We start from the raw sequence: 23,124 nt of genomic DNA on the forward strand, positions 1-23,124 counted from the left end.
CAGGTCCGAATGGACTTTTTATTTTTTATCAAGTGTTCAATTTAATTTTACAATCGGCGAAATATTATTAATATCTAGAAGAGATCAGTTTCAGATAATTAAGTCATGTTTTTATATTCGTTTTGTGGTGATCTTCACTCTCCACAAAACGAATATAAAATTATGCATACTTCCCCTGCTATCATTTGTTTTCTTTTCTTCTTTCGGCATACAATAAACCTAACAACGTATACATGAAAGAAGTCACAATTATGAAGCCTGCTAAAGATTTTCTTAGACGCCCCTTCACTAGCCGAGTGCCCCAGCTTTTAGTTCAAAGCATCATTATCGGATTAATTATAGGGATGATTGTCAGTATTTTCCGTTTTGTTATCGATAAAAGCATTCATTTTTTATACTTTCTCTATCCCTATCTCGCAGCCCATCCCCAATGGATAAGCCTATATACTATCTTTACATTCTTTATCTGTATCCTTGTGAGCAAAATTATTAAACCATATTTACTAGACTTATCTGGTTCAGGTATTCCCCAAGTCGAAGCAACCTTAATGGGAGAACACGAAGTTGAGTGGTTCCCCGTCTTATGGCGAAAATTCGTAGGCTGCCTCTTAGTAAGCTCAATGGGACTTTTTCTTGGGCGAGAAGGACCGTGCATCCAAATGGGGGCTTTAGTAGGTCAAGGTTTTGCAGAAGACATTTTTGAATGTAGTGAAGAAGATAGACGCTTACTTCAATGCGCTGGAATTGCGGCTGGCCTTAGTGCAGCGGTCTCAGCCCCACTTGCAGGTGTATTTTTTCTTGTTGAAGTCATTACCCATTCTTTTAAACCTAAAGAATGTATCAGTGCCTTAGGAGCCGCTGCTTCAGCTGACTTAGTTACCATTATATTTTTTGGAACGCGGCCCTGTCTTTATCTTCCAATTGCTAAAAAATTACCCGTCCACTCCTACTGGTCCTTAATTACAGTCGGAATTGTAGCAGGTCTAATGGCATATGGATATCAACGGTCTCTTTTAAATACTAAATGGCTTTTCAACAAGCTAAAAATTATTCCGATGCAATACCACAGTATTGTTCCCCTTTTATTAGTTATTCCAATTGGTCTTGCTTTTCCTCATGTTTTGGGCGGATCACATTACTTAATCGATTCACTCTTTCACAATCCATTAATTATCCAAGAAGAAAAACTAGGGCAGCTTTCATGGATTTTAATCCCAGTTGTCTTCTTTCTACTAAGACTAATTTTTTCTATGATTTCTTATTGTAGTTCTATCCCTGGTGGTACTTTTATGCCTATTTTAGTTTTAGGGGCTTTAATGGGGACGATTTTTGCGACTGTCTTTATCCACTTAGGCCTCATTCCTACTGACAACTATACTAATATCATTATTGTCTCTATGACAGCCTACCTGGGGGCAATTTTGCGAGCCCCATTTACCGCAATTATTTTGCTAACAGAAATGATCGGAACGGTAGAACAAGTTCTGCCAATGATTATGAGTGTCTTTATTGCCTATCTAATTCTAGCTCTCTTAGGTGGAGAACCAATCTACACGGTCCTACGCAAGCAAATGGGATTCAAATAGTTACTTTACTTACATTTTTATTAACACCAAAAAAGGAAGTTCATTAATCAGAACTTCCTTTTCTTATAAAATATATTGGTTCTATGATAAATCCTGTTGATAGATTTCTATGATATTCTATCAATAGGATTTTTTGCATTAAAAAAGAGGCACAAGCCTCACTGCATAATGTCCTTTGATACCACTCTTTAGAAATTAAGGTGAATTGCTTATGTCCTCTTGTAATGATTGTATTAAATTTTCTCTGAATATTAAAGACCCTTTGTTAGAATTTTTGGATATCTCAACTGGCAAATATCGTAATCGTGAAGCCAAGTTCTACCACGCTATTGTACATTTAGACCATTGCTTAAACTGCGGCTCAGATAACATCGTACATAATGGTCACCTATATTCAAATGTGCGTTATCCTGCTTTAGATGCTAGTCTACCTGTCTTTATCAGAATAGCTAAAGAAAGAATTATCTTCCGTAATTGTCAGACGAATTCGATGGCTCAAACGGAACTAGTAGATAAATACTGCTGTATTTCTAATGCCACCAAGCGTAAAATTATTGGCTCTTTAACCGAAGACTGGTCCATGAAGAGCATTGCCAGACAAACTTCAACTTCAACCAATACCGTGCAACGCGTACTAGAGAAATATAGTCCGTCTTCCTTTGAAGATACCGACTGGCTGCCGGAATACCTGGCTTTTGATGAATTCAGAGGCGTTGGCAGACAGCTGCACTTTATTGCCATTGATGGTCACACGCACAAAATAGTTAAGGTACTGCCTACCAGATTAAAAAAATATATTATCAATTACTTTAAACGTTTCCCAATAACCGTAAGAAACAAGGTTAAGACTGTAACTATGGATCTTAATTACTATTATGACATTATGGCTAAGGAGCTTTTTCCTAATGCTCAAGTAATCCTCGACCGTTTCCATATCGTTCAGATGCTTAACCGTTCCTTTAATTCCTGTCGCATTCAAGAAATGAAGAAGCACAAAAAAGGTTCATGGGAATACAACCTGCTTAAATATTACTGGAAACTTTATCTTAAGCCTTTTGATGACCTGGAAAAAGTTAAGCCGTGCTATCAATCCAGATTAAAAGATACCCTAACTCAAGAACAAATCGTGGCTGATGGGCTTTCTTTAAACAATGAGCTTGAAAATACTTATAACCTCATGCAAGATATCAGTAAAGCTTTAAAAGATAGAGATACCAAGAAGTTACGAAGCCTAATTCAAAGCAAAGATCATGTTGGCAATATGATGCACACCACTCTAAATACTCTCAAACGTAATCTCCATGATATTCTCAACGCTGCTAAGTTCGATGAATCAAACGGTTGCCTTGAAGGAACCAACCGTAAGATTAAACAGATTGAACGTACTGCCTACGGTTACGCTAACTTCAATCATCTAGTAACCAGAATCAAGCTAGAAGAAAAGGATGCCATTATTAAAGAAAAAGCATCAGACTACTATTTAGCAGCCTAATGCCTTTCCCTATTATTTAATTTTTAATTGACTTTTTTACGTGGCTTTTCAGTATTATTGGAATTTTTTTGAGTGTTGTTTCCACAGCAGCCCATACTACCAGAGCCACCGTGCATACCCTTGTGCATAAATAGCATCATGAGTGGGTGTGCTAGAAGAAAAAGGGCTATCAGAATCCATTGTGACATAGTTTCACTTCCTTTTGCTTTGTTTCTATAATAAGTTTTTATCATCACTTAATTACACGTTTTTAATCTTTTTACCAGTCAATCCCATCGCATTAATTGCCACGATAATTGACGACATCGCCATGGCCACAGCACCAACGGCTGGGTCTAGAGTGATTCCCATAAATGACAACACACCGGCAGCGAGTGGAATTGCGACAATATTGTAGCCTGCTCCCCACCAGAGATTTTGAACCATTTTCCGATTTGTGATTTTAGCCAAATCAAGAAAATGTAAAATATCGCTGGGTTCTGATTTAACCAACACAACATCAGCGGAATCAATGGCAACATCGGTTCCGGCACCAATTGCAATTCCAATATCGGCCGCGGAAAGACTTGGTGCGTCATTTACGCCGTCACCAACCATGATGACGTGATTGCCCTTTGCTTGATAATCAGCAATAATCTTTTGCTTATCATCTGGTAATAGGCCTGCATGGAATTCAGTCAATCCTAGTAAGTTAGCAACGTGTTCCGCGGCTTTTGGATTATCGCCAGTGAGCATTACAGGGGTAATTCCTCGCCTCTGAAGACCACTAATTAATTCCTTAGCACTCGCTTTGATGGTGTCACCTTCAGCAACCATTCCTTGAACTTGGGTGCCCTGCAATAGGAAGCTGACGGAATTACCCTTAGCAGCCCATTTATCAGCAGTGGCTTTGTCAAACCTGATCCCTTGCTTCGTTAAATAGTTACCATTAACAATCATATAGTCAGTACCATCAATATTACCGGAAATACCAACGCCCGGAATATTTTGAGACTTTTCAGCCGCAACGACTTCAATGTCCTTCGCTTGGGCTTCAGCAATGATTGCTTGGGCCAGCGGATGAGTCGAATTATTTTCAAGGGCGGCCAGTCGGCTTAATAACGTTGTTTCGTCAATCCCATCATTTGGAATCAATGCATTCACCGTAAATTTACCTTCTGTTAACGTGCCAGTTTTATCCAAGAGAACGTGGCTAACATGTTGACTTGCTTCAATGGCTTGGCGATTTCGAACTAATAGCCCATTTTGAGCGCCAATCGTAGTAGAACGAGAAACCACTAATGGAATCGCTAATCCTAATGCATGCGGGCAAGCAATCACGAAGACGGTCACCATGATCGTCATTGCAGTCGCCAATCCCTGGGGTAACCAGGCAAAGAAAGCAATAATCCCAACACTAAGTGCCGCGTAAAATAGATACTTGGCAACTAAATCAGCTTTATCTTCTGCTTTAGATTTAGCTTGCTGGGCATTTCGAACCATTTTCATTACTTGAGAAAGATAGCCGGAGTCACCAGTACCACTAATTTTAACCGTTAGCGTCCCGTTATTGTTGATTGTACCACCAATGACCTTATCGCCAACGTTCTTGGTAACGGCAGCAGATTCACCGGTTACCAGTGCTTCATTCACGGTCGACTCCCCAGCCGTAATAACACCATCGGCTGGAATACTCTCACCTGAACGCACTTGGAAAGCTTGACCAACTTTTAAATCAGATACTGGCACTTCTTTTGTTTCACCATTATCTGTAACTAGATGGGCCGTCTTAGGCAACAGAGCCGCCATCTTTTGTAATGCATTCCCAGCCCCCATCAATGCATTCATTTCAATCCAGTGTCCTAGAAGCATAATTAAAATCAGGGTTGCAAGTTCGAACGAAAAATCCATTACAGGATTTGCCGGGTTCAAGAAGTTGTTGGCAATAAATGCGTACAAACTGTAGAAATACGAAACGGAAATTCCAAGGGTTACTAGCGTCATCATTTCAGGAGATTTATTCTGAATTTCCGCTTTAGCCCCCTTTAAAAAGGGCATTCCGCCATAAAAGTAAAGTGCCGTATCAAACAAAACGATGATAATGCCAACAATTAGCGGTGAACTAAAACTAAGGATGGAAACGTTTAAACCCATGATTGGTGCTAACAGTAAAACTGGAATCGCTAAGACAACGGAGACCCAAAATTTAACTTTCAAATTCCCCATATGCATCATTGAGCCACCGTGCATCATCATGTCGGTCCCAGCCATATCCATATCACCGTGATTCATGTTCATTTGGCTGTGATCCATTTCGGTCATATCGTGATCCATATGACTCATATTTGATTCATTATTTTCCATATTCTTAGCACTCATGTTTTTCATGTTCATATGTTCCTCTTTATTTTCCATGATTATCGACCTTCCTAAAAATAAGTGTGCGTAGCAAAGCGGTTAGAAGCCTAAATATAAGTTCCTTGTGTGGAAATCCCCGGGCTCGGGATTTTTGTGCAGCAATCCTAAAAGTAAACAGAACACCACAGTCTTAACACGTTTGATCACCTGGCAAGCAGTTATACTGAACTTTTTCGGGCGCTGTTTTGGCCTTTTCAGCTAGAATCGCCTGTAAGTTCGCAATATCCGCCCGTGAGAGTTCCCTTGACTGAATAACGCCGGCAATTGTTGAACCAGCCCGCATCGCACACATATGGTCAAACAAATCATCTGCCGCTGCCGCCATTGATTCCTTCTCGCCAACAACCGGCTTATACGTGAATGGTCGACTGCCGCCATGCTGCGCAACCGCCTGTTTTTGAATCAACCTGTGAAGTAGCGTTTTGGTTGTTGAAGCTGACCAGCCTTCTAATTCGTTCATAGCATCAATTAGTTCACGACTAGTCGCATGTCCCATTGTCCAAATTACTTTCATAACCATCCATTCAGAATCGGTGATGGTTACATTCTTTGCATCCTTCAATTGGCTTCCTCCATTAATTGAATTCTAAGTTTACGTTTGTAACCTCCTAACACTTATTAGTTTACAATTGTAGTCACAATAATGCAACCTTTCTGCCAGAAAATACTAGGAATTTTTCACTATAATGAATACTTGCTAGAAAATAGTTCTTTATATCAAGAACTTAAAAGATATTACCGTGGGAAAGATTAACATATTTTGTATTCAAGAGTTGAAAGTAGTAACCCGCACTGAAAATGCTGATCTTTCAAGTTATGAGCCAATTAGTCTCACAAGCTTTATAGATACTAATATAGTTTATAGTATCTAAATCAACACAAAACAATAAAAAGTTACTAATCAATGTAACTTTTTCATTGTACTTATGCAATTTTTTCAACGTTATTCATAATTACAACACATAATGCTTGTATCAGCATTTCAACTTCAAAGCTACGTTTAGCAAGCTCAGTAGCAAAATAAGTATGTGCGTTTTTAGCTAATAACAGTAACTTGACTACGGTTAAAGCAAGTTTATCATCAATACTTTCAGCATCAAGTTCTGTTTGAGTAGCATAATAATGTGCATCTGCTACACTTTTCTGTAGTTCTTCATTGTTTTCATCCAGTATTCCTACAAGGAAGTAGCTAATAGCTTCGTGCATTTCAAAAAGTGCTGTCACGGCTTAGAGCAATGGCTCAATAGTGACTTTGAGACAGGTAAGTTGATCAGTTTAGAACGCAAGAAATTACAGGCAGCAGCTAGAGATAGCTTAAAGCGGCGTCATGAAACGCACATTGGAATTCAACATGGAGCGTTAACAACAGAAGTTGCTGGCGGAAGTTATTTAAGTAAATTCAATCGAATGTTAAACCACATAAATTATTAAGGAATTAAGGTCAGACTAATGGTTTTTAGGCTACCGCAAAAACATTGACACTTACACCAAATTTTAATTGATTGCAGTTTTTGGTTTTATTTCATATAATAATAAAAGAAAAGGAGCTAGCAAGTGCAAGTTGCTAACTCCAATCGTAACTCAGGTGACGGTTCGTGCTAACCCTTGTGGTTAGCTTTTTTTATTATCGCATAAGCTTTTGCTAGATTGATGACAAATTTGCTAACTGCGCCTAGCGTTATACTTATTGCAATAGACCAAGCTATCACGCGGCTTTCGCGGTAGCTAACCGTTGCTGAAAGCCTGCTTTAATTCTACTGAATAATTCATGAATATGTCAATTTTACTATGGAAGTTACGAAGCCTAATTCAAAGCAAAGATCATGTTGGCAATATGATGCACACCACTCTAAATACTCTCAAACGTAATCTCCATGATATTCTCAACGCTGCTAAGTTCGATGAATCAAACGGTTGCCTTGAAGGAACCAACCGTAAGATTAAACAGATTGAACGTACTGCCTACGGTTACGCTAACTTCAATCATCTAGTAACCAGAATCAAGCTAGAAGAAAAGGATGCCATTATTAAAGAAAAAGCATCAGACTACTATTTAGCAGCCTAATGCCTTTCCCTATTATTTAATTTTTAATTGACTTTTATCAACACCATTTGACAAAGAGCCAATATATTTATGAATTGCAATAGCTAGAGTATCGTCGACTTAATAAAAAATATAAATATTAACAATCCTAATCGTGACTTCTACTAGAGCTATTTCACACTTTTAATATAGCACCTTTTCATAAATAATGAAAGCGTTTTATTGTAAAATTATTTAGCTTAATCTACCAAAATAGTGCAGCAATTTATCCTAAATATGGATACTGTGTATGACTTGGGACTTCATCCCAAACAACTGTATGACCTGCGCCATGGGAGCAGAAGACGGAGTTAGGAGTATTGTTAATGTCAGATAATGGATCATAAGACATTTCTTCAATAATAGCAGCACTATCTTTACATTCTCGATAACCCAAGAATAAACATTCTAGCTGTCCACTACCATGCGTGTAGTTTCTAACTTCAGTGGCATAATCCTGCATCTGAGCTACCGGTGCTTGACCGGTAATCGTAGTGACGTTCCCACTACTTTCTCCAAGTTCAAATTTTCCACCCATTCTCTCAATATCATTAATTGCGCGGCCAACTTGATCCTGATTAATTCTTAGAGTGAATTGGTACCAAGGTTCAAGTAAATAAACTTGTTTTCTAGCTTTTAGCTCCATTAATCCTTGCCGCACTGCACGATAAGTTGCCTCACGAAAATCTCCGCCAACTGTATGAACATTGCTTCCCCGGCCTCCAACTAGAGTGATTTCAAGATCTGTAATAGGCGACCCAGTTAAGACACCTAAGTGTTCTTTAGTAGATAAACTCTCCATCACTTGATCTTGCCATTTTTTAGGCAAAACTTCTAAGCTACAATTATTTTTGAAAACTAAGCCGCTTCCGTTTTTACCAGGAGTGAGTAACAGGTGAACTTCTGCATAGTGCCTTAAAGGTTCAAAGTGACCAACTCCTTCAACTGAAGCTTTAATACTTTCTTGGTAAAGGATCTTGCCCTGAGTAAATTCAACTTCTAAATTAAAGAGATCGAGTAATAGTTGCTGGAGAATTTCTAATTGAATCTTTCCCAAAACATCAATACTTATCTCTTCTGTCTGCTTGTTCCACTTAACATGGAGTTGAGGGTTCTCATCTTCAAGTTGTCTTAATGCCCGCAAACAAGCATTTGTGTTAGCTGAGTCAACTTTTACTGCATAAGTTAAAACCGGCTGAACGGTAAAATTAGTCTGATCATTTTCAAAGCCTAAGCCTTGTCCGGGATAAGTGCTTTTCAAGCCACTGACAGCAACAATTTCGCTAACTTCTGCCTGGGGAATAACTTGATACTTAGTGCCGTTATAGCGACGAATTTCATTTACCTTTTCATAGGGAAATATTTCGGTCTTGGCTTTTAAACTACCACCCGTAATCTTTATCCAAGTTAATCGTTCGCCCTTTTCATCATAAGAAACCTTGAAAATTCTAGCTCCAAAGTCATTAGGATACTTTCTTCCATCAGTCCACTTATCTAAGCCTGATAAAAATTCGTCTATTCCAATTAATTTTAAAGCTGCTCCAAAATATACTGGAAAAATTTTTCTTTTATTAATTAATTTTTTGACTGCACTATCTTCTATTTTTCCAAGTTCTAGATATTGATCTAAGGTTGTTTCATCTGCAGTAGCTACTTTTTCATAAAAATCTTCATCTTGATTGTCAAACTCAATAAAATTGTCATCCAGCTCATTAAGTTGATTGAGGATATTCTCCCTATCAGCTTTCAAGGTATCCATTTTATTGACAAAGATAAAAACTGGAATTTGATGCTTTTTTAATAAGCTCCAAAGAGTGCGCGTATATCCAGTTACACCTTCACTCGCTGATACAACTAAGATGGCATAATCTAAAACACTTAACGTCTCTTCCATTTCTTGAGCGAAATCAATATGGCCTGGCGTATCTAAAATTTGTAATTCACTATTACCGGTTTGAATACACGCAACATGGGAAAAAATCGTAATCCCGCGCTTCTTCTCTAAATCATCACTGTCTAAATAGGCAGTTCCTTTATCAACTGCACCTAATTTTCTCAATGTGCCACTTTTGTAGAGCATCCCTTCTGACAAGGTAGTTTTTCCAGCATCTACATGGGCTAAAATTCCTGTTGTTAGTTTTTTCATTTTTCTAGTTTTCTAAATGTAATCGTAGTAAATTTGTGGTAATTTCTCTTTATTATAGCTTATTAACGCAATTGAAATTATTATCATCCTATAACGTGATAGAATAAGCATTAAATAAAATTATTATTAAAAAATTGAATTTGAGGTATACAGAATGACAATCGGTGAAGCACTGCTAAATCTTAGGAAACAACTAGGATTAACTCAAACAGAAATGGCTGCAAATGTAGTCTCAACCTCTTTTTATTCAAAAGTTGAAAGAAATATTCACGATATTGGGACTAACGATCTCCTTCAAATTCTTAATAAACATCAGATAAACGCTACCTATTTTTTTGAAAATCTAAATGATAAAGAAAATATCTCAGAAGATATTATGAATAGAATTTCTGTAGCTTTTGAGCAAAAAAGCAAAGATAAATTATTAAAAATAAAACAAGAGATAGATTTACTTCCTAATAATCGCCAAACTGAATATTATAAATTGCAGTTGCAACTTAATTTAGAGGTCTATCTTCCTAAAACTAAAGAAATTCCAATTGAGTTAAAAAATAAACTGAAACAATACATTCTCGTCAACAACAATTGGAATATTCATTCTCTTCAAATTTTTAGAGAAACAATGCGTATCTACGATATAGATGAGTTGAACTTTTTAGTAAGTACTATCTTAGCGAAGTATTCTAATCCAAATATTCTGCAAAGTTCTTTGCAAGAATGCATTGGCGCAATCTGTATTAATTACCTAGATAATTGCTACGAGAAAAACTCCACAAAGTTAATCCAAGAAGTATTAACTTATATTTCGACCATTAATAGCAAAGGGTCTCTCCTGTTTATAAAGTTACTTGGAAAATATTATGAGTCTGTTTTTCAAAATGACGCTGCTACTTGTCAGCAAATAACCAAAATTTTAAAACTTGCAGGATATAGTGACTTTGTAAGTATGTTACCGAAAGTATAGTACATTCATCTATCTGTCTCTTTTATATCTTAACGATCCTATCAAATTTCTGTTTGTTTTCATCATGTAGCTGGTGGCTAATAAAAATAACTGTAATATCTGGTTGACTCAAAAAGATATTTTCAACATTCAAAGCACTTTTCTTATCTAAACTGCTTGTACTTTCATCTAATAAAAATAGCTTTCTATTTCTTAGTAGGCCACGAGCTAAAGCTAATCTCTGCTTCTGTCCTCCAGACATTTTTGTACCATTTTCGTCAACTTTTGTATTTAATCCTGCGGGTAACTCCTTAACATAATCAAGCAAATCAGCTTTTCTTAAGGCATCGAATATTTCTTGATCGCTAAAATGTTCGCCTAACTCTAAGTTATAACGAATCGTCCCGTTAAATAAGTATGGAATCTGATCTACATAGATCAATACTTCTCTAATCGCATCATAACTGAGAGTTTTTTCATCTTGATTATTAATTTTAACTGACCCCTGATAATTTTTTATTTGACCTGAAATTATTTTTAAAAATGTACTTTTGCCACTACCAGAATCGCCATCAATAGCAATCTTTTGATTTTTACTTATATGTAAATTTAATGGTTGTTTAAAAACCGGCTTATCTCCAAAAGAAATTTGTAGATTCTCAACATCTAAAGTTTGAAAATTATTATTTTCAAGTGTTCTACCAATTTGTTTTGGCTTACTTTTATCATCAAGGTGATATTTTTCAAAAATTGGTGTCAATGCAGTCATTTCTGTCCACATTGGTGCAATCGCAGCTAATGAATTAAAAACGTTGTAGGACAAGTTTCCTGAAGATCCGATTACACCAATCGAGATACTTTTCTGCAGAGCTAGAAAACCAGTCCAAGCTTCAATACCAGTTTGTCCTAAAATATTTGAAAAACCGGCAATATTATTAGCTACTGCTTGATATTTCGCTTGTCGTACTTTTTTACCAATTAAGGTCATAGTGGCATTAGTAATTCTATTTTCAAGTTGTCTCTCAACGCCAAAAATAGAATATGTTGCAAAACCTCTCAAACCGTCATTAATAGTACTAAGTAAATTTTCATTAGCTTGAGTAGTTGATAAACTCGCACTAGCTAATCTATCATGAACAATTTGTGGTAAAAAAACTGTTAAAAATGAGACTATTAAAATTAAAGGTATAAATGTCCAAGAAAATTGTAGTAAGGCAATAATTGAAAATAATGGGTCCGTAATAACTTGGATGGATTGTAAAATATTATAAAAGCCATTATTTTCGATTGTATTCATATCATTAGTTAACCAGGAAGCATATACTCCTGTATCTTTTTCCTGGTATTTCATAATTGGCTTATTAGCAATTTGGCGAACAATATCCTTTCTTAAATCCAAGCATAAAAATTCAATTGTTTTAGCCGTTTGAATTTGAAGCAAAATCAGAAAAATAGATAGAATTGCAAAGACTCCAATATCAATCATTACCCAGTTAAAAAAGTTATCCATCTGTAATTTGATCAAAGAATTTAGAATATTTACATTGATTAAAGCATGAGTAACTCGTAAAGCTGAAGTAATAATTGTTAGGATGATTACAATCCCCACCTTTACTGGTTCTTTTTTTAAATATCTAAATAAGTATTTCATTTTCTTCACCTCTATCATCATTTTTAGATAAAGAGGTTAAAATGTTCTCGGTTTATCGTATTTGAACACAACTTTCGTTAACGAAAATTCTTCTAACCATTCTTAATAAAAACTTATCTACACTTTCTCCTTAATTCGTAATATGATTAATATCAAAATATAATTGATTTTTATAAGAAGGTTCGAAATATGTTTTCACTTTTATTAGCCTTATTAATTATTTGGCTGTTCTGGAAACTAGGAATTGGCATTTTGAAGATCGTCGGTTTCTTAATCGTGATCGGACTGCTATTTGCCTTCGTTTCTTATCTAGTATTGCCTCTTCTGGCTTTAGTAGCCTTAGGCGGCTTATTAGGACTAGTATTTTCACATTAACTAAGAGCAGCCTTATGGCTGCTCTTTTTTGTACCTATAGCATTTTCTTTGACTTTACTATCTATAGTATTTTAGACTGAAAGAAAACAGCTTAATATATTTAATTCGAGGTAATCTATATGCCGATAAAAATTATTACAGATTCAACTGCGAATATCACAGCTGATCAAATCGATGGAATTGATCATGTTACTGTTCCTTTATCACTTCACGTTGATGGCAAGCTTTGGCTCGATACGCCTGATATTGATTTAGATAAATTTCTCTACACCTTAAAGCATACTAAAAACAAATCAACTTCTGCCTGTCCAAATGTAAATGACTGGCTTAAGGCCTTTGAAGGCAGCGACGAAATCTTTGTCATTACTTTAACTAGTGCACTTTCTGGTAGTTATAATTCAGCTACCCAAGCTGCTAAGATTTATCATGAAAAGAATCCAAAAGCTAAAATTTTAGTCTTTGATTCTCGCTCAGCTGGTCCACAATTAAGATTACTTGCGGAAAAGATTGCTAGTTTGGCAAGTGCTGGAAAAGCTTTTGAAGAGATTGTTAAAGCAACGGAAGAATACCAACACCACCTTGATTTAATGTTTGCCTTACAAGATTTAACTAACTTAAGTAACAATGGCCGAATTCCACCAGCTGTCGCAAAGATTGCTGGTTTACTGAAGCTATTTGTTATTGGAACAGCAAACAATAAAGGTGAGTTTGAACTTTTAGGGAAAGCTCGCGGCGCTAAGAAAGCTAAAAGAAAATTATTAGATGATATGGTTAAAGCTGGCTATCGCGGAGGCCGCGTTCAAATCGACCATGTACAAAATGAAGGCTCTGCTTTAAGCATGAAAGAAATTATCTTAGATAACTTCCCAGATGCTAAAGTTACCATTGGCGAATGCGGCGCACTTTGCAGCTTCTATGCTGAAGAAGGCGGCTTAATGGTTGGTTTTGAAAAAGAATAGGGTAATACAAAAGGAGTGCCTAAGCACTCCTTTTAATATACTTTCTTAAAATCATTTTGCATTAATTTAACAAATTCTGGATATGTTTCAACTTCAAATAAGGGATGAAGTCCAATATTATCCTTACGGTGACGATGATTATACCAAATACTATCAAAGCCATATTTTTCAGCACCTAAGATATCTGACTGCAATCCATCCCCAAAAAATAAAGTCTCATTTGGACCAATCTCTGTACGGCTAAAGAAATAATCAAAAGCATGCGGATTTGGCTTAGAATAATGAGCTTCTTCAGACGTTACAATCAAATCAAAGTAGTCTTTGATACCTGCCAATTCTAAGCGATGACGCTGCATAAACTTTTCACCATTACTTAAGACTGTTAACTTATAGCCTTGTTTTTTGGCAAACTTCAGCGTATCTTCCACACCTGGTAGCAACTGATGAGCTTCACCAAAGTAAGAGCGATATTCATTCATCCATTCATTTCCATCTACTTCTAGACCGAAATGTTCCTTAATAAAATCATGAAATGTCATCTCGCTTAATTCTTCATAAGTAATTTCACCCAATTCAAGTCTGCGCCAAAGTCCTTGATTGTAAGTATGGTATTGTTTCTGCAAGTCAGAGGAGAGAGGCAGCTTATGCGATTTAAACAATGCATGCAGGGATGAATCTTCCGTAGCAGCAAAGTCAATTAAAGTATCATCAACGTCAAAAATTAATTGTTTATATTTCATGAGCAACCCTTCTTCGATTTAAGTTAGTATTTCGATTATAACAAAAGTTGAGAAATTTTAATTTTATTCATCTTCATAGTGATAAGATAATATGGATGTATATTTAATATATTATTGGAGGGAAAGCAATTATGACACGTGCACAAATGAAACAAGCGTCTAAAGACCAACTACGTGGCAATTGGGGCTGGGCTATTTGTCTAACTATTTTTGCCTGGTTATTTAACGCCATTATCATGGATATTAATCGTTGGATCTGGACTGGAAAAGATTTTACTTACTCAATCCTTCGCTATAACAATGAAACATTAATTCAAGGTTATAAGCCTGGTTATGATCTCTCGAAATTTATTGTCGGCTTAATTACTGGTTTAGTTTTATGGGGAGTTGCTTATACTATCCTAGATTTCGTTGAAACAGGAAATATGGAAACTTGGTACACTGGTATTTTTAGTGCCTACAGCAATGGACGTTTCAAGAACAGTTTATGTACTCTCTTTATGGTTAATATTTTTACTGCATTATGGACGATTCTATTCATTATTCCTGGCATTATTAAGGGATATTCTTATGCCATGACGCCATATATCTTAAAGGATAAATTTGCTGCCGGACAAACTGATATAGGAGCAACCGAAGCGATTACTGAAAGTCGTCATTTAATGGACGGCCACAAGATGGACTTATTCGTTTTAGACTTAAGTTTCATTGGCTGGGGCTTACTTGGTATCATTACTTGCGGAGTTGGATTCATCTGGATTACTCCTTACTACCGTCAAACTAAGACTAACTTCTATCATTCATTAGTTGCTAATAATTAAAAATTGCCCAATAAAACCGTTATAGTACAGATGCTATAACGGTTATTTTTTATTCATCAACTAAAGTAATTCTTTCTTTATGGTGCTTTGGATGAACAATTTCATTTACAACCAAGCGAGCCATTGTTCCAGAAGTTACTTTAGATTCATTGTTGTTATTAAAGAGAAGAGTATTGTTACCTAGCATATAACCTGCAGCCTCTGGACCCGCTTCAAAGGTTAATGCTGGTGAAATTCCAAGCCAATCTACATCTTCAACTTGCTTTAAGTAGTTTAATTCGTTTAATTGCTCTTGAGGAGTATTAATCCAGTTTTCTGAACCAGTTAATTTCTTAATATCTTCCACTACCAAGTGGTTATCAATTCCAGTTCTAAGACTACCTGCACCTAAGATAAAGATCACTCTAATATCCTTAAAAAGAAAGCAAATTTTTTTCAACATATTTAAATCGGGTTCATTAACATCTCTCTCCCAATTCGATAGTGCCTGCCGGGTAACATTCAATTCCCCGGCTAGTTCTTCCTGATCTTCTGAAACATATAGCGCACCTTGTCCAGGCGGCTGTTTGGACGGCGGGGCTGGATGACTGGCTTGCCGACAGCGGCCTGATACCCTTTCAGTTCTGTAAGGCATACGCTCTGCCCGTTGGTGTAAGAGGCCAGATCAGTACGGTATGCCTGTATACAGCGGGCGGGAATCTCGCCAGTAAAGACAACTTCATCCTTTTTTACCTGGACCGTTTCGATGGTGGCACAGTATTTCGGTGCATCATGATAAGCCCTGGAAAGATATTCCCGGGGCGCATAGAGGGTGAAGGAGAGATAAGGTTCCAGCAGTTGCGTCCCTGATTCCTTCAATGCCTGTTCCAATACAATCGGGGCCAATGAGCGGAAGTCCGCCGGCGTGCTGACCGGACTGTAATAAAGCCCGTATTCAAAGCAAATCTTACAGTCCGTTACGTTCCAGCCGAACAAGCCCTGCTCCAGCCCGTAACGGATACCATCCCTGACAGCGTTTTGAAAACTCTGGTTCAAGTATCCCAGCGAAACCCGGCTCTCGTATTGTACACCGGAGCCAAGCGGGAGTGGTGTAACAGACAGTCCGATGGATGCCCAAAACGGGTTGGGCGGCACCTCGATATGGATGGTGTGGCTGGCTGCTTTGAGCGGCCGCTCCATATAAATGACGGTGGGTTCCTTTACCACTGTTTCAAGCTTGTATTTTTCCGACAGCAAAGCGGAAACAACCTCCAACTGCACCCGGCCCAAAAAAGAAAGAATGATCTCATGGGTGATGGAATCCACCTCGCAGCGCAAAAGCGGGTCAGTATCCGCAAGTTGCGTAAGAGCGTCCAGCAGCCGTTCTCTTTGCGCTGCCGTTTTCGGCGCAATCGACGTCCGCAGCATGGGGAGGGGGTCCTCACGCCACCTTTTACGAGGGAGCCGGGTTGGGTCCCCTAATACATCGTTTAACCTCACGCTGTCGCTGGGAAGGATAACAATTTCACCCGGATAAGCGGTGTCTGTCCGAACAATTTCCCCTTTGGATGGAATACGCATCTCTGTGATTTTCAGCTTTTCTCTCCCGGCCAGGGCCACCGTATCCCGCAGGCGCAGCGTTCCGCTGTATAGCCGTAGATAGACACGCCGCTGGCCGCAATCTGTATACTCCACCTTGAAAACGCTGCCGCATAGGGCGGCGCTCCCCTGTTCCCCAATCGGTTGGAACAGCCCTGTCACCGCATCCATCAACGGTTGAATGCCAAGGCCCTTTTTGGCGCTGCCATAATAGACCGGGAACAGGGAGGCGTCTTGAACCCGCCGCTGTTCCTCCCGCACAAGTTTTTCCCGGCTGATTGGTTCTCCTGCGATATACTTTTCCAATAATTTATCGTTATTTTCGATGACCGCATCCCATGCTTCTATGTCGGTATTTTCCTCCAGGACTATTTCCGGGGACAGCGACACCGTCTGCTTGATGATAATATCGGCGGAGAGCTTATCCCGAACAGACTGAACCACGCTCTGCAAATCAACGCCAGCCTGGTCGATCTTGTTGATAAAGATAACGGTGGGAATGTTCATTTTCCGCAGGGCATGGAACAGAATACGGGTCTGGGCCTGCACGCCATCTTTAGCGGAGATCACCAAGATGGCCCCATCTAAAACAGCCAAAGAGCGGTACACCTCCGCCAAAAAATCCATGTGGCCGGGCGTATCCACAATGTTGACTTTACATCTGTGCCACTGGAAGGAAGTGACTGCCGCTTGAATGGTAATCCCACGCTGCCGCTCCAAAAACATGGTGTCCGTACTCGTTGTCCCTTTTTCGACGCTCCCCGGTTCTGAAATGGCTCCGCTGGCATATAGCAGGCTCTCCGTCAAGGTCGTCTTTCCAGCGTCTACATGGGCAAGAATTCCAATATTGATTATTTTCATGTGATTGTCCTCCCTTTACTGCCCCGAAGGGCATAAAAATCCCCAGCAGTAAAATACTTTTACCACTGGGGATGATAATTTGCGGACATACACATATACAGCATACACCTGTTTGTGAGTGCTGTTTTTGGGGATATGTCAAAATTGATAAGGCAAAAGTATTCTTAAATTGGGTACAAAAAACTAAGCCCCTACAAAAGGGACTATCATAATCCTTTGTTCCCACTATTTGATTATAGTTTTATTTAATAATACCTTGCCGCATATTTTTTACTCCTTTTCTGGAATTGAATTATTATATCACATCAGTTTTAGGAAAACAAGTATCTAAAAGAAATTTTTCTTCCCCTTATATGTAACAATCATACCGGCTTCCTAACGTTCAGAATGGTTTCTACTGTCTGCTGCGGTGTTTGGTTGGAATTGTCCAGCCAAAAGCCGATCCGTGGTGTTGTCTGCATTTTACTAAATACAAATTCAATGTATACAGAAAGAAATATATAAGGAGTGGGAGGGATTCCGCCGTAGTCGGCATTGTAGGAAAATCCAAAAGTTTAGATTTTCTCAAAATGCTTATCTTTTGGTCTTTGGTTCGGAATAGTGTAGTGCTGGCGGTCTATCTATTGTTTTCGGTTGCTTGCTTCTTTACCGTACATGAGCATTAATTCAGGGTTATAAGCCTGGTTATGATCTCTCGAAATTTATTGTCGGCTTAATTACTGGTTTAGTCTTATGGGGAGTTGCTTATACTATCCTAGATTTCGTTGAAACAGGAAATATGGAAACTTGGTACACTGGTATTTTTAGTGCCTACAGCAATGGACGTTTCAAGAACAGTTTATGTACTCTCTTCATGGTTAATATTTTTACTGCATTATGGACGATCCTATTCATTATTCCTGGCATTATTAAGGGATATTCTTATGCCATGACGCCATATATCTTAAAGGATAAATTTGCTGCCGGACAAACTGATATAGGAGCAACCGAAGCGATTACTGAAAGTCGTCATTTAATGGACGGCCACAAGATGGACTTATTCGTTTTAGACTTAAGTTTCATTGGCTGGGGCTTACTTGGTATCATTACTTGCGGAGTTGGATTCATCTGGATTACTCCTTACTACCGTCAAACTAAGACTAACTTCTATCATTCATTAGTTGCTAATAATTAAAAATTGCCCAATAAAACCGTTATAGTACAGATGCTATAACGGTTATTTTTTATTCATCAACTAAAGTAATTCTTTCTTTATGGTGCTTTGGATGAACAATTTCATTTACAACCAAGCGAGCCATTGTTCCAGAAGTTACTTTAGATTCATTGTTGTTATTAAAGAGAAGAGTATTGTTACCTAGCATATAACCTGCAGCCTCTGGACCCGCTTCAAAGGTTAATGCTGGTGAAATTCCAAGCCAATCTACATCTTCAACTTGCTTTAAGTAGTTTAATTCGTTTAATTGCTCTTGAGGAGTATTAATCCAGTTTTCTGAACCAGTTAATTTCTTAATATCTTCCACTACCAAGTGGTTATCAATTCCAGTTCTAAGACTACCTGCACCTAAGATAAAGATCACTCTAATATCCTTGTTCTTAGCTAGACCACATAATTTAGTTGCTAGCTTTACTTGATCCTTTGCCTTTTCAGGAGTTGTACCAAAGGCATCAACAATCACATCAAAGTTTTCTAGTAAGCTATCATCCATTGTTAAAACATCGCCAATTAAAAGGTGAGCATCTTTGCCAAGAACTCTTTCGGCCTTTTCTTTATCTCTGACAATGCCTGTAACTTCGAGATCTTTATTTTCACTAGCTAATTTATAAATAGCACTTCCTGCCATTCCAGAAGCACCAATAATACCTACTTTCATTTAGGGATTCCTCCTTTTATATTTTATTCTTTCACCTTAGCTTAGCATGAATGAAGATAAGTGAGATAATATTTGGTTTTAAAAAATAAAATAGATCTTGGAATCTACCCTAAAAATTTGGAGAACTAGTTATGATTATTGGTAAAAAGCGGCAAGAGGTTATTTTTAATATTAAAAGATGTGTTAAGGAGAAAAAATTTAACGCAAAAGTTGAACCAGATGATCCAGTTTTAAGTAAAAAAGATCGCCTAAAATTAGTAGAAAAATTTTGGGCTAATCATAATAGTCCCTTTTCTAAAGCTATTAATATACTTGCACGCGGAATCCTTAACGTCGGACCGCCCCTTTTAACCTTAAATACCAAAATTGATAATCCTAAATCTCTTGGCAAGATTTCTTCAGCTATTATAACTTGTAATCACTACAACCAATTTGATTGTCTCCCTCTTAAAAGGCTTGCTATGAAATAGCATAAGCGATTATATTTTGTTATCGAAGATACTAATTTAAAACTACCAAACTGGATTGGCTTTTTAATGAGGAATATTGATAGCATCCCGGTAACTGCTAGTTTTCGCTATTTAAGAAGTGAACTACCAAAACACTTAAATAAAATCTTTTCTAAGAAAAATCACTGGGTTGTGGTATATCCAGAACAAGAATTATGGCTTAATTATCGAAAACCTCGTCCTCTGCAAAAAGGGCCCCTATTATTATGCAGCTAAAATGAATGTTCCAATTATTTCATGCTTTGTAGAAATTAAGGACACTAACAAGCAAGAAAAATTGCATCCTGAATTTAACAAAACACGTTGGAATCTTTCCATTTTCCTCGGACAATTTTTCCTTCTTTAATTGGTTTAAACAAGCGCAAATAAGCCGGATTTAATTCATACATTTTTTCATAAATAGCATTTTCATAACCATAACGTCGATAAAAACTTTCAGAAAATGGTGCTAGATTAGAAATAGCGTAGTTCTGCTTGTACAATTCCAAAATAATTTCATTCATCAAGCGATTAATATCACCTTGACCGCGATTTTCCGGATATGACGCTACATAACCAACTCCACCCATTTTCACCTTTTTAGCAAAGATTCTACTTTCAAATTCATTAACCATGATGTAACTAGCTAGTTTTCCATCTTTATATTCGCCAAAGCCCATACTGTGGTCATATCTGCTTAAAAAGTTAACATCTTGGCGAAGGTCATTAGTTTTCAAAAAAGAATATTCAACTAATGGAGCAATTTGATCTAAAGTTTGATTATCTTTATTTAGTTTCATTGGCTTTTACCTTTTCTAAGATTTTTTTGAAATATCAATTTATCAGATAATATACGTCTATATTTTCATCATACTAAGATAAAAGCGCAACAAAAAAGTCCTAACCACCTGGTTAGGACTTTTAAATTGTGCTGACTAGAGGCGCACGGGTTCTAGTCATCGATTCCTTTGCGTAAATCAGTCTTACCACAAACAATATAAACTTGGCCTAAATCACTGAGTTTAATCATAGGATCTTTTCGAGCAATTTATTCATCAATTCTAGATTCCAACCGCTATAGAAGTCTAATTCTAGGTCATTTTTCTTTAAAGAAAGCAGTAAATAATTACGAGCTGGCTTAGACTTTTTAGCTTTTGGCTCACGAGCAAGAGGGACGATTAGCTTTTTTTCTGACATATGAATAACCTCCAAAATATTGATAAATTAATCATAATTGAAATCTAAAACTAGTCTAGATACTCGGTTATTTTACGCTTACGTAGAATCTTGTTTTCATTTCACACAAAAAGGCGATCAAAAACAATTTTTCAAAAGTTTTCGATCGTCTTTTTAAATCTGAGAATTAACTTTCTCTAGATACTTTTACCAATAGAATTTATAAAAAACTATTATAAATTATTCTTTATCGCGCTTCTTCTTAAATCCGAATAGACCAAGTGAAGCTAAAAGCATACCAAGCACACCCAAAATTGAAGTATCTTTAGTGCCTGTTTGTGGTAATCTCTTTAAGCTAGTAGCCTTGTTATTACCAATGGCATTATCACTTTCACCTTTAACACCTACAAAGGCATTATCACTTTCACCCTTAACAGCTAGGTTGTTACCAGCGTTTGCGATGCTGCCATTAGCAGTAGAAGCTCCCTTAACTCTATCAGCTTGACTAGAGTTTGAACCATTCTTGTGTGAATGATACTTGCTTCCAGGAACATCTTCGCCTTTAGCAGCGATGATTAAATCAGTACCAGCAATGACATCCTTCGAACCATCTGGGTACGTTACTGTAGCTGTACCGTCAGAACCTACTGTAACTTCAGTGCCTGCTGGGAAGTTATCCTTATTAGCGTCTTCCACATTCTTCTTAACTTGATTCTTTTCATCATCAGTTAAGTGACTTGGATCTTTAACAGTAACCTTGCCACCTGGAACAGTTGGCGTAATGTTACCAGCATCAGTTGCCTTGTTGGCATCGTCTTTAGTTGCAGAAGTAGTAGGAACTTTGATGTTGTTAATTGTTTCAACACCATTGTTCTTGGCAGTTTCAACAGCTGCACTAGTAGTAGCGGCATCAATTGCAGCCTTAGCAGCAGCAGCGTCTTGATCTACCAGGTTGTTTAAAGGCTTGGCTTCTTCAGCAGTTAATGGTGCCTGAGCAATTTCGCTCTTCTTAGCAGCAACTGCTGCGTCGATTGCTGCCTTTGCACTTACCTTGTCGATTGCGAGCTTACCTGCATCCGTTGCATCTGCAACACCTTTGTTATCAGAAGCATTCTTGATGTTTTCTTTAGCATCATCAACAGCTTTGTCAATTTGATCCTTTGCTGTTTGCTTTTGATCATCAGTTAAACCTGAAGTTTCATCGATGGCCTTCTTAGCAGCATCTTTAGTTGCTGAAGTAGTAGGAATGTTGTTAATCGTTTCAACACCAGTGTTCTTAGCTGATTCAACATCAGCGTTGTTAGTGGCAGCATCAATCTTGCCCTTAGCTGTTTGAACTTCACCAGCAACGGTCTTCTTCAAAGCATCCTTTTCTTCAGCAGTTAAGTTTGATTTATCGATTGCATCATCCTTAGTCTGAGCAGCTTGAGCGATGGCATTCTTAGCAGCATCTTTAGTTGCTGAAGTAGTAGGAATGTTGTTAATCGTTCCAACACCAGTGTCCTTAGCAGTTTTTACTGCATCGTTAGTTTTTGCTTGATTGATGTTAGCAATTGCGTCATCAGCAAGTTTTTGTGCTTGGCCAACTAACGTGGATTTTTCTTCAGCAGTTAAGTTTGAAGCATCGATTGCAGCGTTCTTAGCCTTAGCAGCTTGAGCGATGGCATTCTTAGCAGCATCTTTAGTTGCAGAAGTAGCAGGAACATTAATCTTGTTAATAGCCTCTTCACCAGCGGTTTGCGCTGTCTTAACATCAGCGTCTTTAGGGGCAGCATCAATTGCAGCCTTAGCTTTGTTAACTTCACCAGCAACTGTCTGCTTCAAAGTATCCTTTTCTTCAGCAGTTAAGTTTGAAGCATCGATTGCATCGTTCTTAGCCTTAGCAGCTTGAGCAATGGCATTCTTAGCGTTCTTCTTAACATCTGAAACTGTAGGAATTGTCATGTTCTTAATAGCT

19 protein-coding genes and 5 pseudogenes are annotated in these 23,124 nt (G+C 37.7%); 11 read left to right on the top strand and 13 right to left on the bottom strand.

Annotated elements, in window-relative coordinates:
* Positions 1-251 precede the first annotated feature (251 nt).
* Entirely contained in the window at positions 252-1,586 is a 1,335-nt protein-coding gene (locus CP370_RS07275) for a ClC family H(+)/Cl(-) exchange transporter (RefSeq protein WP_087713422.1), read from the top strand.
* A gap of 211 nt (positions 1,587-1,797) precedes the next feature.
* Entirely contained in the window at positions 1,798-3,078 is a 1,281-nt protein-coding gene (locus CP370_RS07280; protein ID WP_087713423.1) for an ISL3 family transposase, read from the top strand.
* 23 nt (positions 3,079-3,101) lie between these two features.
* On the opposite strand, the gene CP370_RS07285 is transcribed toward CP370_RS07280, so the two are convergent.
* The 4 genes from CP370_RS07285 to CP370_RS07300 form a co-directional block, all read right to left on the bottom strand.
* On the bottom strand, positions 3,102-3,311 hold the full coding sequence (locus tag CP370_RS07285; RefSeq protein WP_308203055.1) for a DUF2933 domain-containing protein: 210 nt from the start codon (positions 3,309-3,311) through the stop codon (positions 3,102-3,104).
* A 7-nt stretch (positions 3,312-3,318) separates the two neighbouring features.
* Complete coding sequence (locus CP370_RS07290; protein WP_004898344.1) at positions 3,319-5,472, bottom strand: heavy metal translocating P-type ATPase; 2,154 nt, start codon at positions 5,470-5,472, stop codon at positions 3,319-3,321.
* A gap of 133 nt (positions 5,473-5,605) precedes the next feature.
* A complete protein-coding gene (locus CP370_RS07295) occupies positions 5,606-6,037 on the bottom strand; it encodes a CopY/TcrY family copper transport repressor (protein WP_087713424.1) in 432 nt (143 codons plus the stop codon).
* Between the two features lie 362 nt (positions 6,038-6,399).
* Positions 6,400-6,681, bottom strand: a complete 282-nt coding sequence (locus CP370_RS07300) for a hypothetical protein (protein WP_043921356.1) — start codon at positions 6,679-6,681, stop codon at positions 6,400-6,402.
* A gap of 21 nt (positions 6,682-6,702) precedes the next feature.
* Between CP370_RS07300 and CP370_RS07305 the strand changes: the two are divergent.
* A pseudogene (locus tag CP370_RS07305) lies at positions 6,703-6,906 on the top strand (ISLre2 family transposase); the annotation flags it as partial.
* A gap of 361 nt (positions 6,907-7,267) precedes the next feature.
* A pseudogene (locus CP370_RS07310) lies at positions 7,268-7,540 on the top strand (transposase); the annotation flags it as partial.
* 244 nt (positions 7,541-7,784) lie between these two features.
* On the opposite strand, the gene CP370_RS07315 reads toward CP370_RS07310, so the two are convergent.
* Positions 7,785-9,704, bottom strand: coding sequence for a GTP-binding protein (locus tag CP370_RS07315; protein WP_087713425.1), 1,920 nt, complete (start codon positions 9,702-9,704; stop codon positions 7,785-7,787).
* 154 nt (positions 9,705-9,858) lie between these two features.
* On the opposite strand from CP370_RS07315, the gene CP370_RS07320 reads away from it, so the two are divergent.
* On the top strand, positions 9,859-10,668 hold the full coding sequence (locus tag CP370_RS07320) for a helix-turn-helix domain-containing protein (protein WP_012845426.1): 810 nt from the start codon (positions 9,859-9,861) through the stop codon (positions 10,666-10,668).
* A gap of 22 nt (positions 10,669-10,690) precedes the next feature.
* On the opposite strand, the gene CP370_RS07325 is transcribed toward CP370_RS07320, so the two are convergent.
* Positions 10,691-12,298: an ABC transporter ATP-binding protein gene (locus tag CP370_RS07325; protein ID WP_087713426.1), complete on the bottom strand. Its 1,608-nt coding sequence runs from the start codon at positions 12,296-12,298 to the stop codon at positions 10,691-10,693.
* A gap of 189 nt (positions 12,299-12,487) precedes the next feature.
* Between CP370_RS07325 and CP370_RS07330 the strand changes: the two genes are divergently transcribed.
* Complete coding sequence (locus CP370_RS07330; protein ID WP_004896308.1) at positions 12,488-12,673, top strand: hypothetical protein; 186 nt, start codon at positions 12,488-12,490, stop codon at positions 12,671-12,673.
* Positions 12,674-12,792: 119 nt separating this feature from the next.
* Entirely contained in the window at positions 12,793-13,632 is an 840-nt protein-coding gene (locus CP370_RS07335) for a DegV family protein (protein ID WP_087713427.1), read from the top strand.
* Positions 13,633-13,664: 32 nt separating this feature from the next.
* Here the strand turns inward: CP370_RS07335 and CP370_RS07340 are convergent, their stop codons facing one another.
* On the bottom strand, positions 13,665-14,372 hold the full coding sequence (locus tag CP370_RS07340; RefSeq protein ID WP_004896312.1) for a YjjG family noncanonical pyrimidine nucleotidase: 708 nt from the start codon (positions 14,370-14,372) through the stop codon (positions 13,665-13,667).
* Between the two features lie 131 nt (positions 14,373-14,503).
* On the opposite strand from CP370_RS07340, the gene CP370_RS07345 reads away from it, so the two are divergent.
* The gene (locus CP370_RS07345) at positions 14,504-15,193 is read left to right on the top strand and encodes a DUF975 family protein (RefSeq protein WP_087284261.1); all 690 of its coding nucleotides are present in this window, start codon (positions 14,504-14,506) and stop codon (positions 15,191-15,193) included.
* Positions 15,194-15,242: 49 nt separating this feature from the next.
* On the opposite strand, the pseudogene CP370_RS07350 reads toward CP370_RS07345, so the two are convergent.
* Together CP370_RS07350 and tet(W) are read right to left on the bottom strand one after the other, a co-directional pair.
* Positions 15,243-15,614 (bottom strand): annotated as a pseudogene (locus CP370_RS07350) (NADH-flavin reductase); the annotation flags it as partial.
* A 92-nt stretch (positions 15,615-15,706) separates the two neighbouring features.
* Entirely contained in the window at positions 15,707-17,632 is a 1,926-nt protein-coding gene (gene tet(W), locus CP370_RS07360) for a tetracycline resistance ribosomal protection protein Tet(W) (protein ID WP_087713428.1), read from the bottom strand.
* A gap of 661 nt (positions 17,633-18,293) precedes the next feature.
* On the opposite strand from tet(W), the pseudogene CP370_RS07370 reads away from it, so the two are divergent.
* Positions 18,294-18,806, top strand: a pseudogene (locus tag CP370_RS07370) (DUF975 family protein); the annotation flags it as partial.
* Between the two features lie 49 nt (positions 18,807-18,855).
* On the opposite strand, the gene CP370_RS07375 reads toward CP370_RS07370, so the two are convergent.
* Positions 18,856-19,503: an NAD(P)-dependent oxidoreductase gene (locus CP370_RS07375; RefSeq protein WP_061400922.1), complete on the bottom strand. Its 648-nt coding sequence runs from the start codon at positions 19,501-19,503 to the stop codon at positions 18,856-18,858.
* A 131-nt stretch (positions 19,504-19,634) separates the two neighbouring features.
* Between CP370_RS07375 and CP370_RS10045 the strand changes: the two genes are divergently transcribed.
* Together CP370_RS10045 and CP370_RS10050 are read left to right on the top strand one after the other, a co-directional pair.
* A complete protein-coding gene (locus CP370_RS10045; RefSeq protein ID WP_232457413.1) occupies positions 19,635-19,973 on the top strand; it encodes a hypothetical protein in 339 nt (112 codons plus the stop codon).
* 66 nt (positions 19,974-20,039) lie between these two features.
* A complete protein-coding gene (locus tag CP370_RS10050; protein WP_233186313.1) occupies positions 20,040-20,228 on the top strand; it encodes a hypothetical protein in 189 nt (62 codons plus the stop codon).
* 83 nt (positions 20,229-20,311) lie between these two features.
* On the opposite strand, the pseudogene CP370_RS07385 reads toward CP370_RS10050, so the two are convergent.
* From CP370_RS07385 to CP370_RS07390, 3 genes and pseudogenes are all read right to left on the bottom strand, one after another.
* Positions 20,312-20,791 (bottom strand): annotated as a pseudogene (locus tag CP370_RS07385) (GNAT family N-acetyltransferase); the annotation flags it as partial.
* A gap of 226 nt (positions 20,792-21,017) precedes the next feature.
* Positions 21,018-21,188 (bottom strand): hypothetical protein, encoded by a 171-nt coding sequence (locus tag CP370_RS09860; RefSeq protein ID WP_180707262.1) that lies wholly within the window; start codon positions 21,186-21,188, stop codon positions 21,018-21,020.
* A 219-nt stretch (positions 21,189-21,407) separates the two neighbouring features.
* Positions 21,408-23,124 (bottom strand): DUF1542 domain-containing protein (locus CP370_RS07390; RefSeq protein WP_143467868.1); only part of this gene is annotated, 1,717 nt, incomplete at its 5' end.

Origin of the sequence: Lactobacillus sp. UMNPBX19 (assembly GCF_002553805.1) — a bacterium.
Lineage (GTDB): Bacteria > Bacillota > Bacilli > Lactobacillales > Lactobacillaceae > Lactobacillus.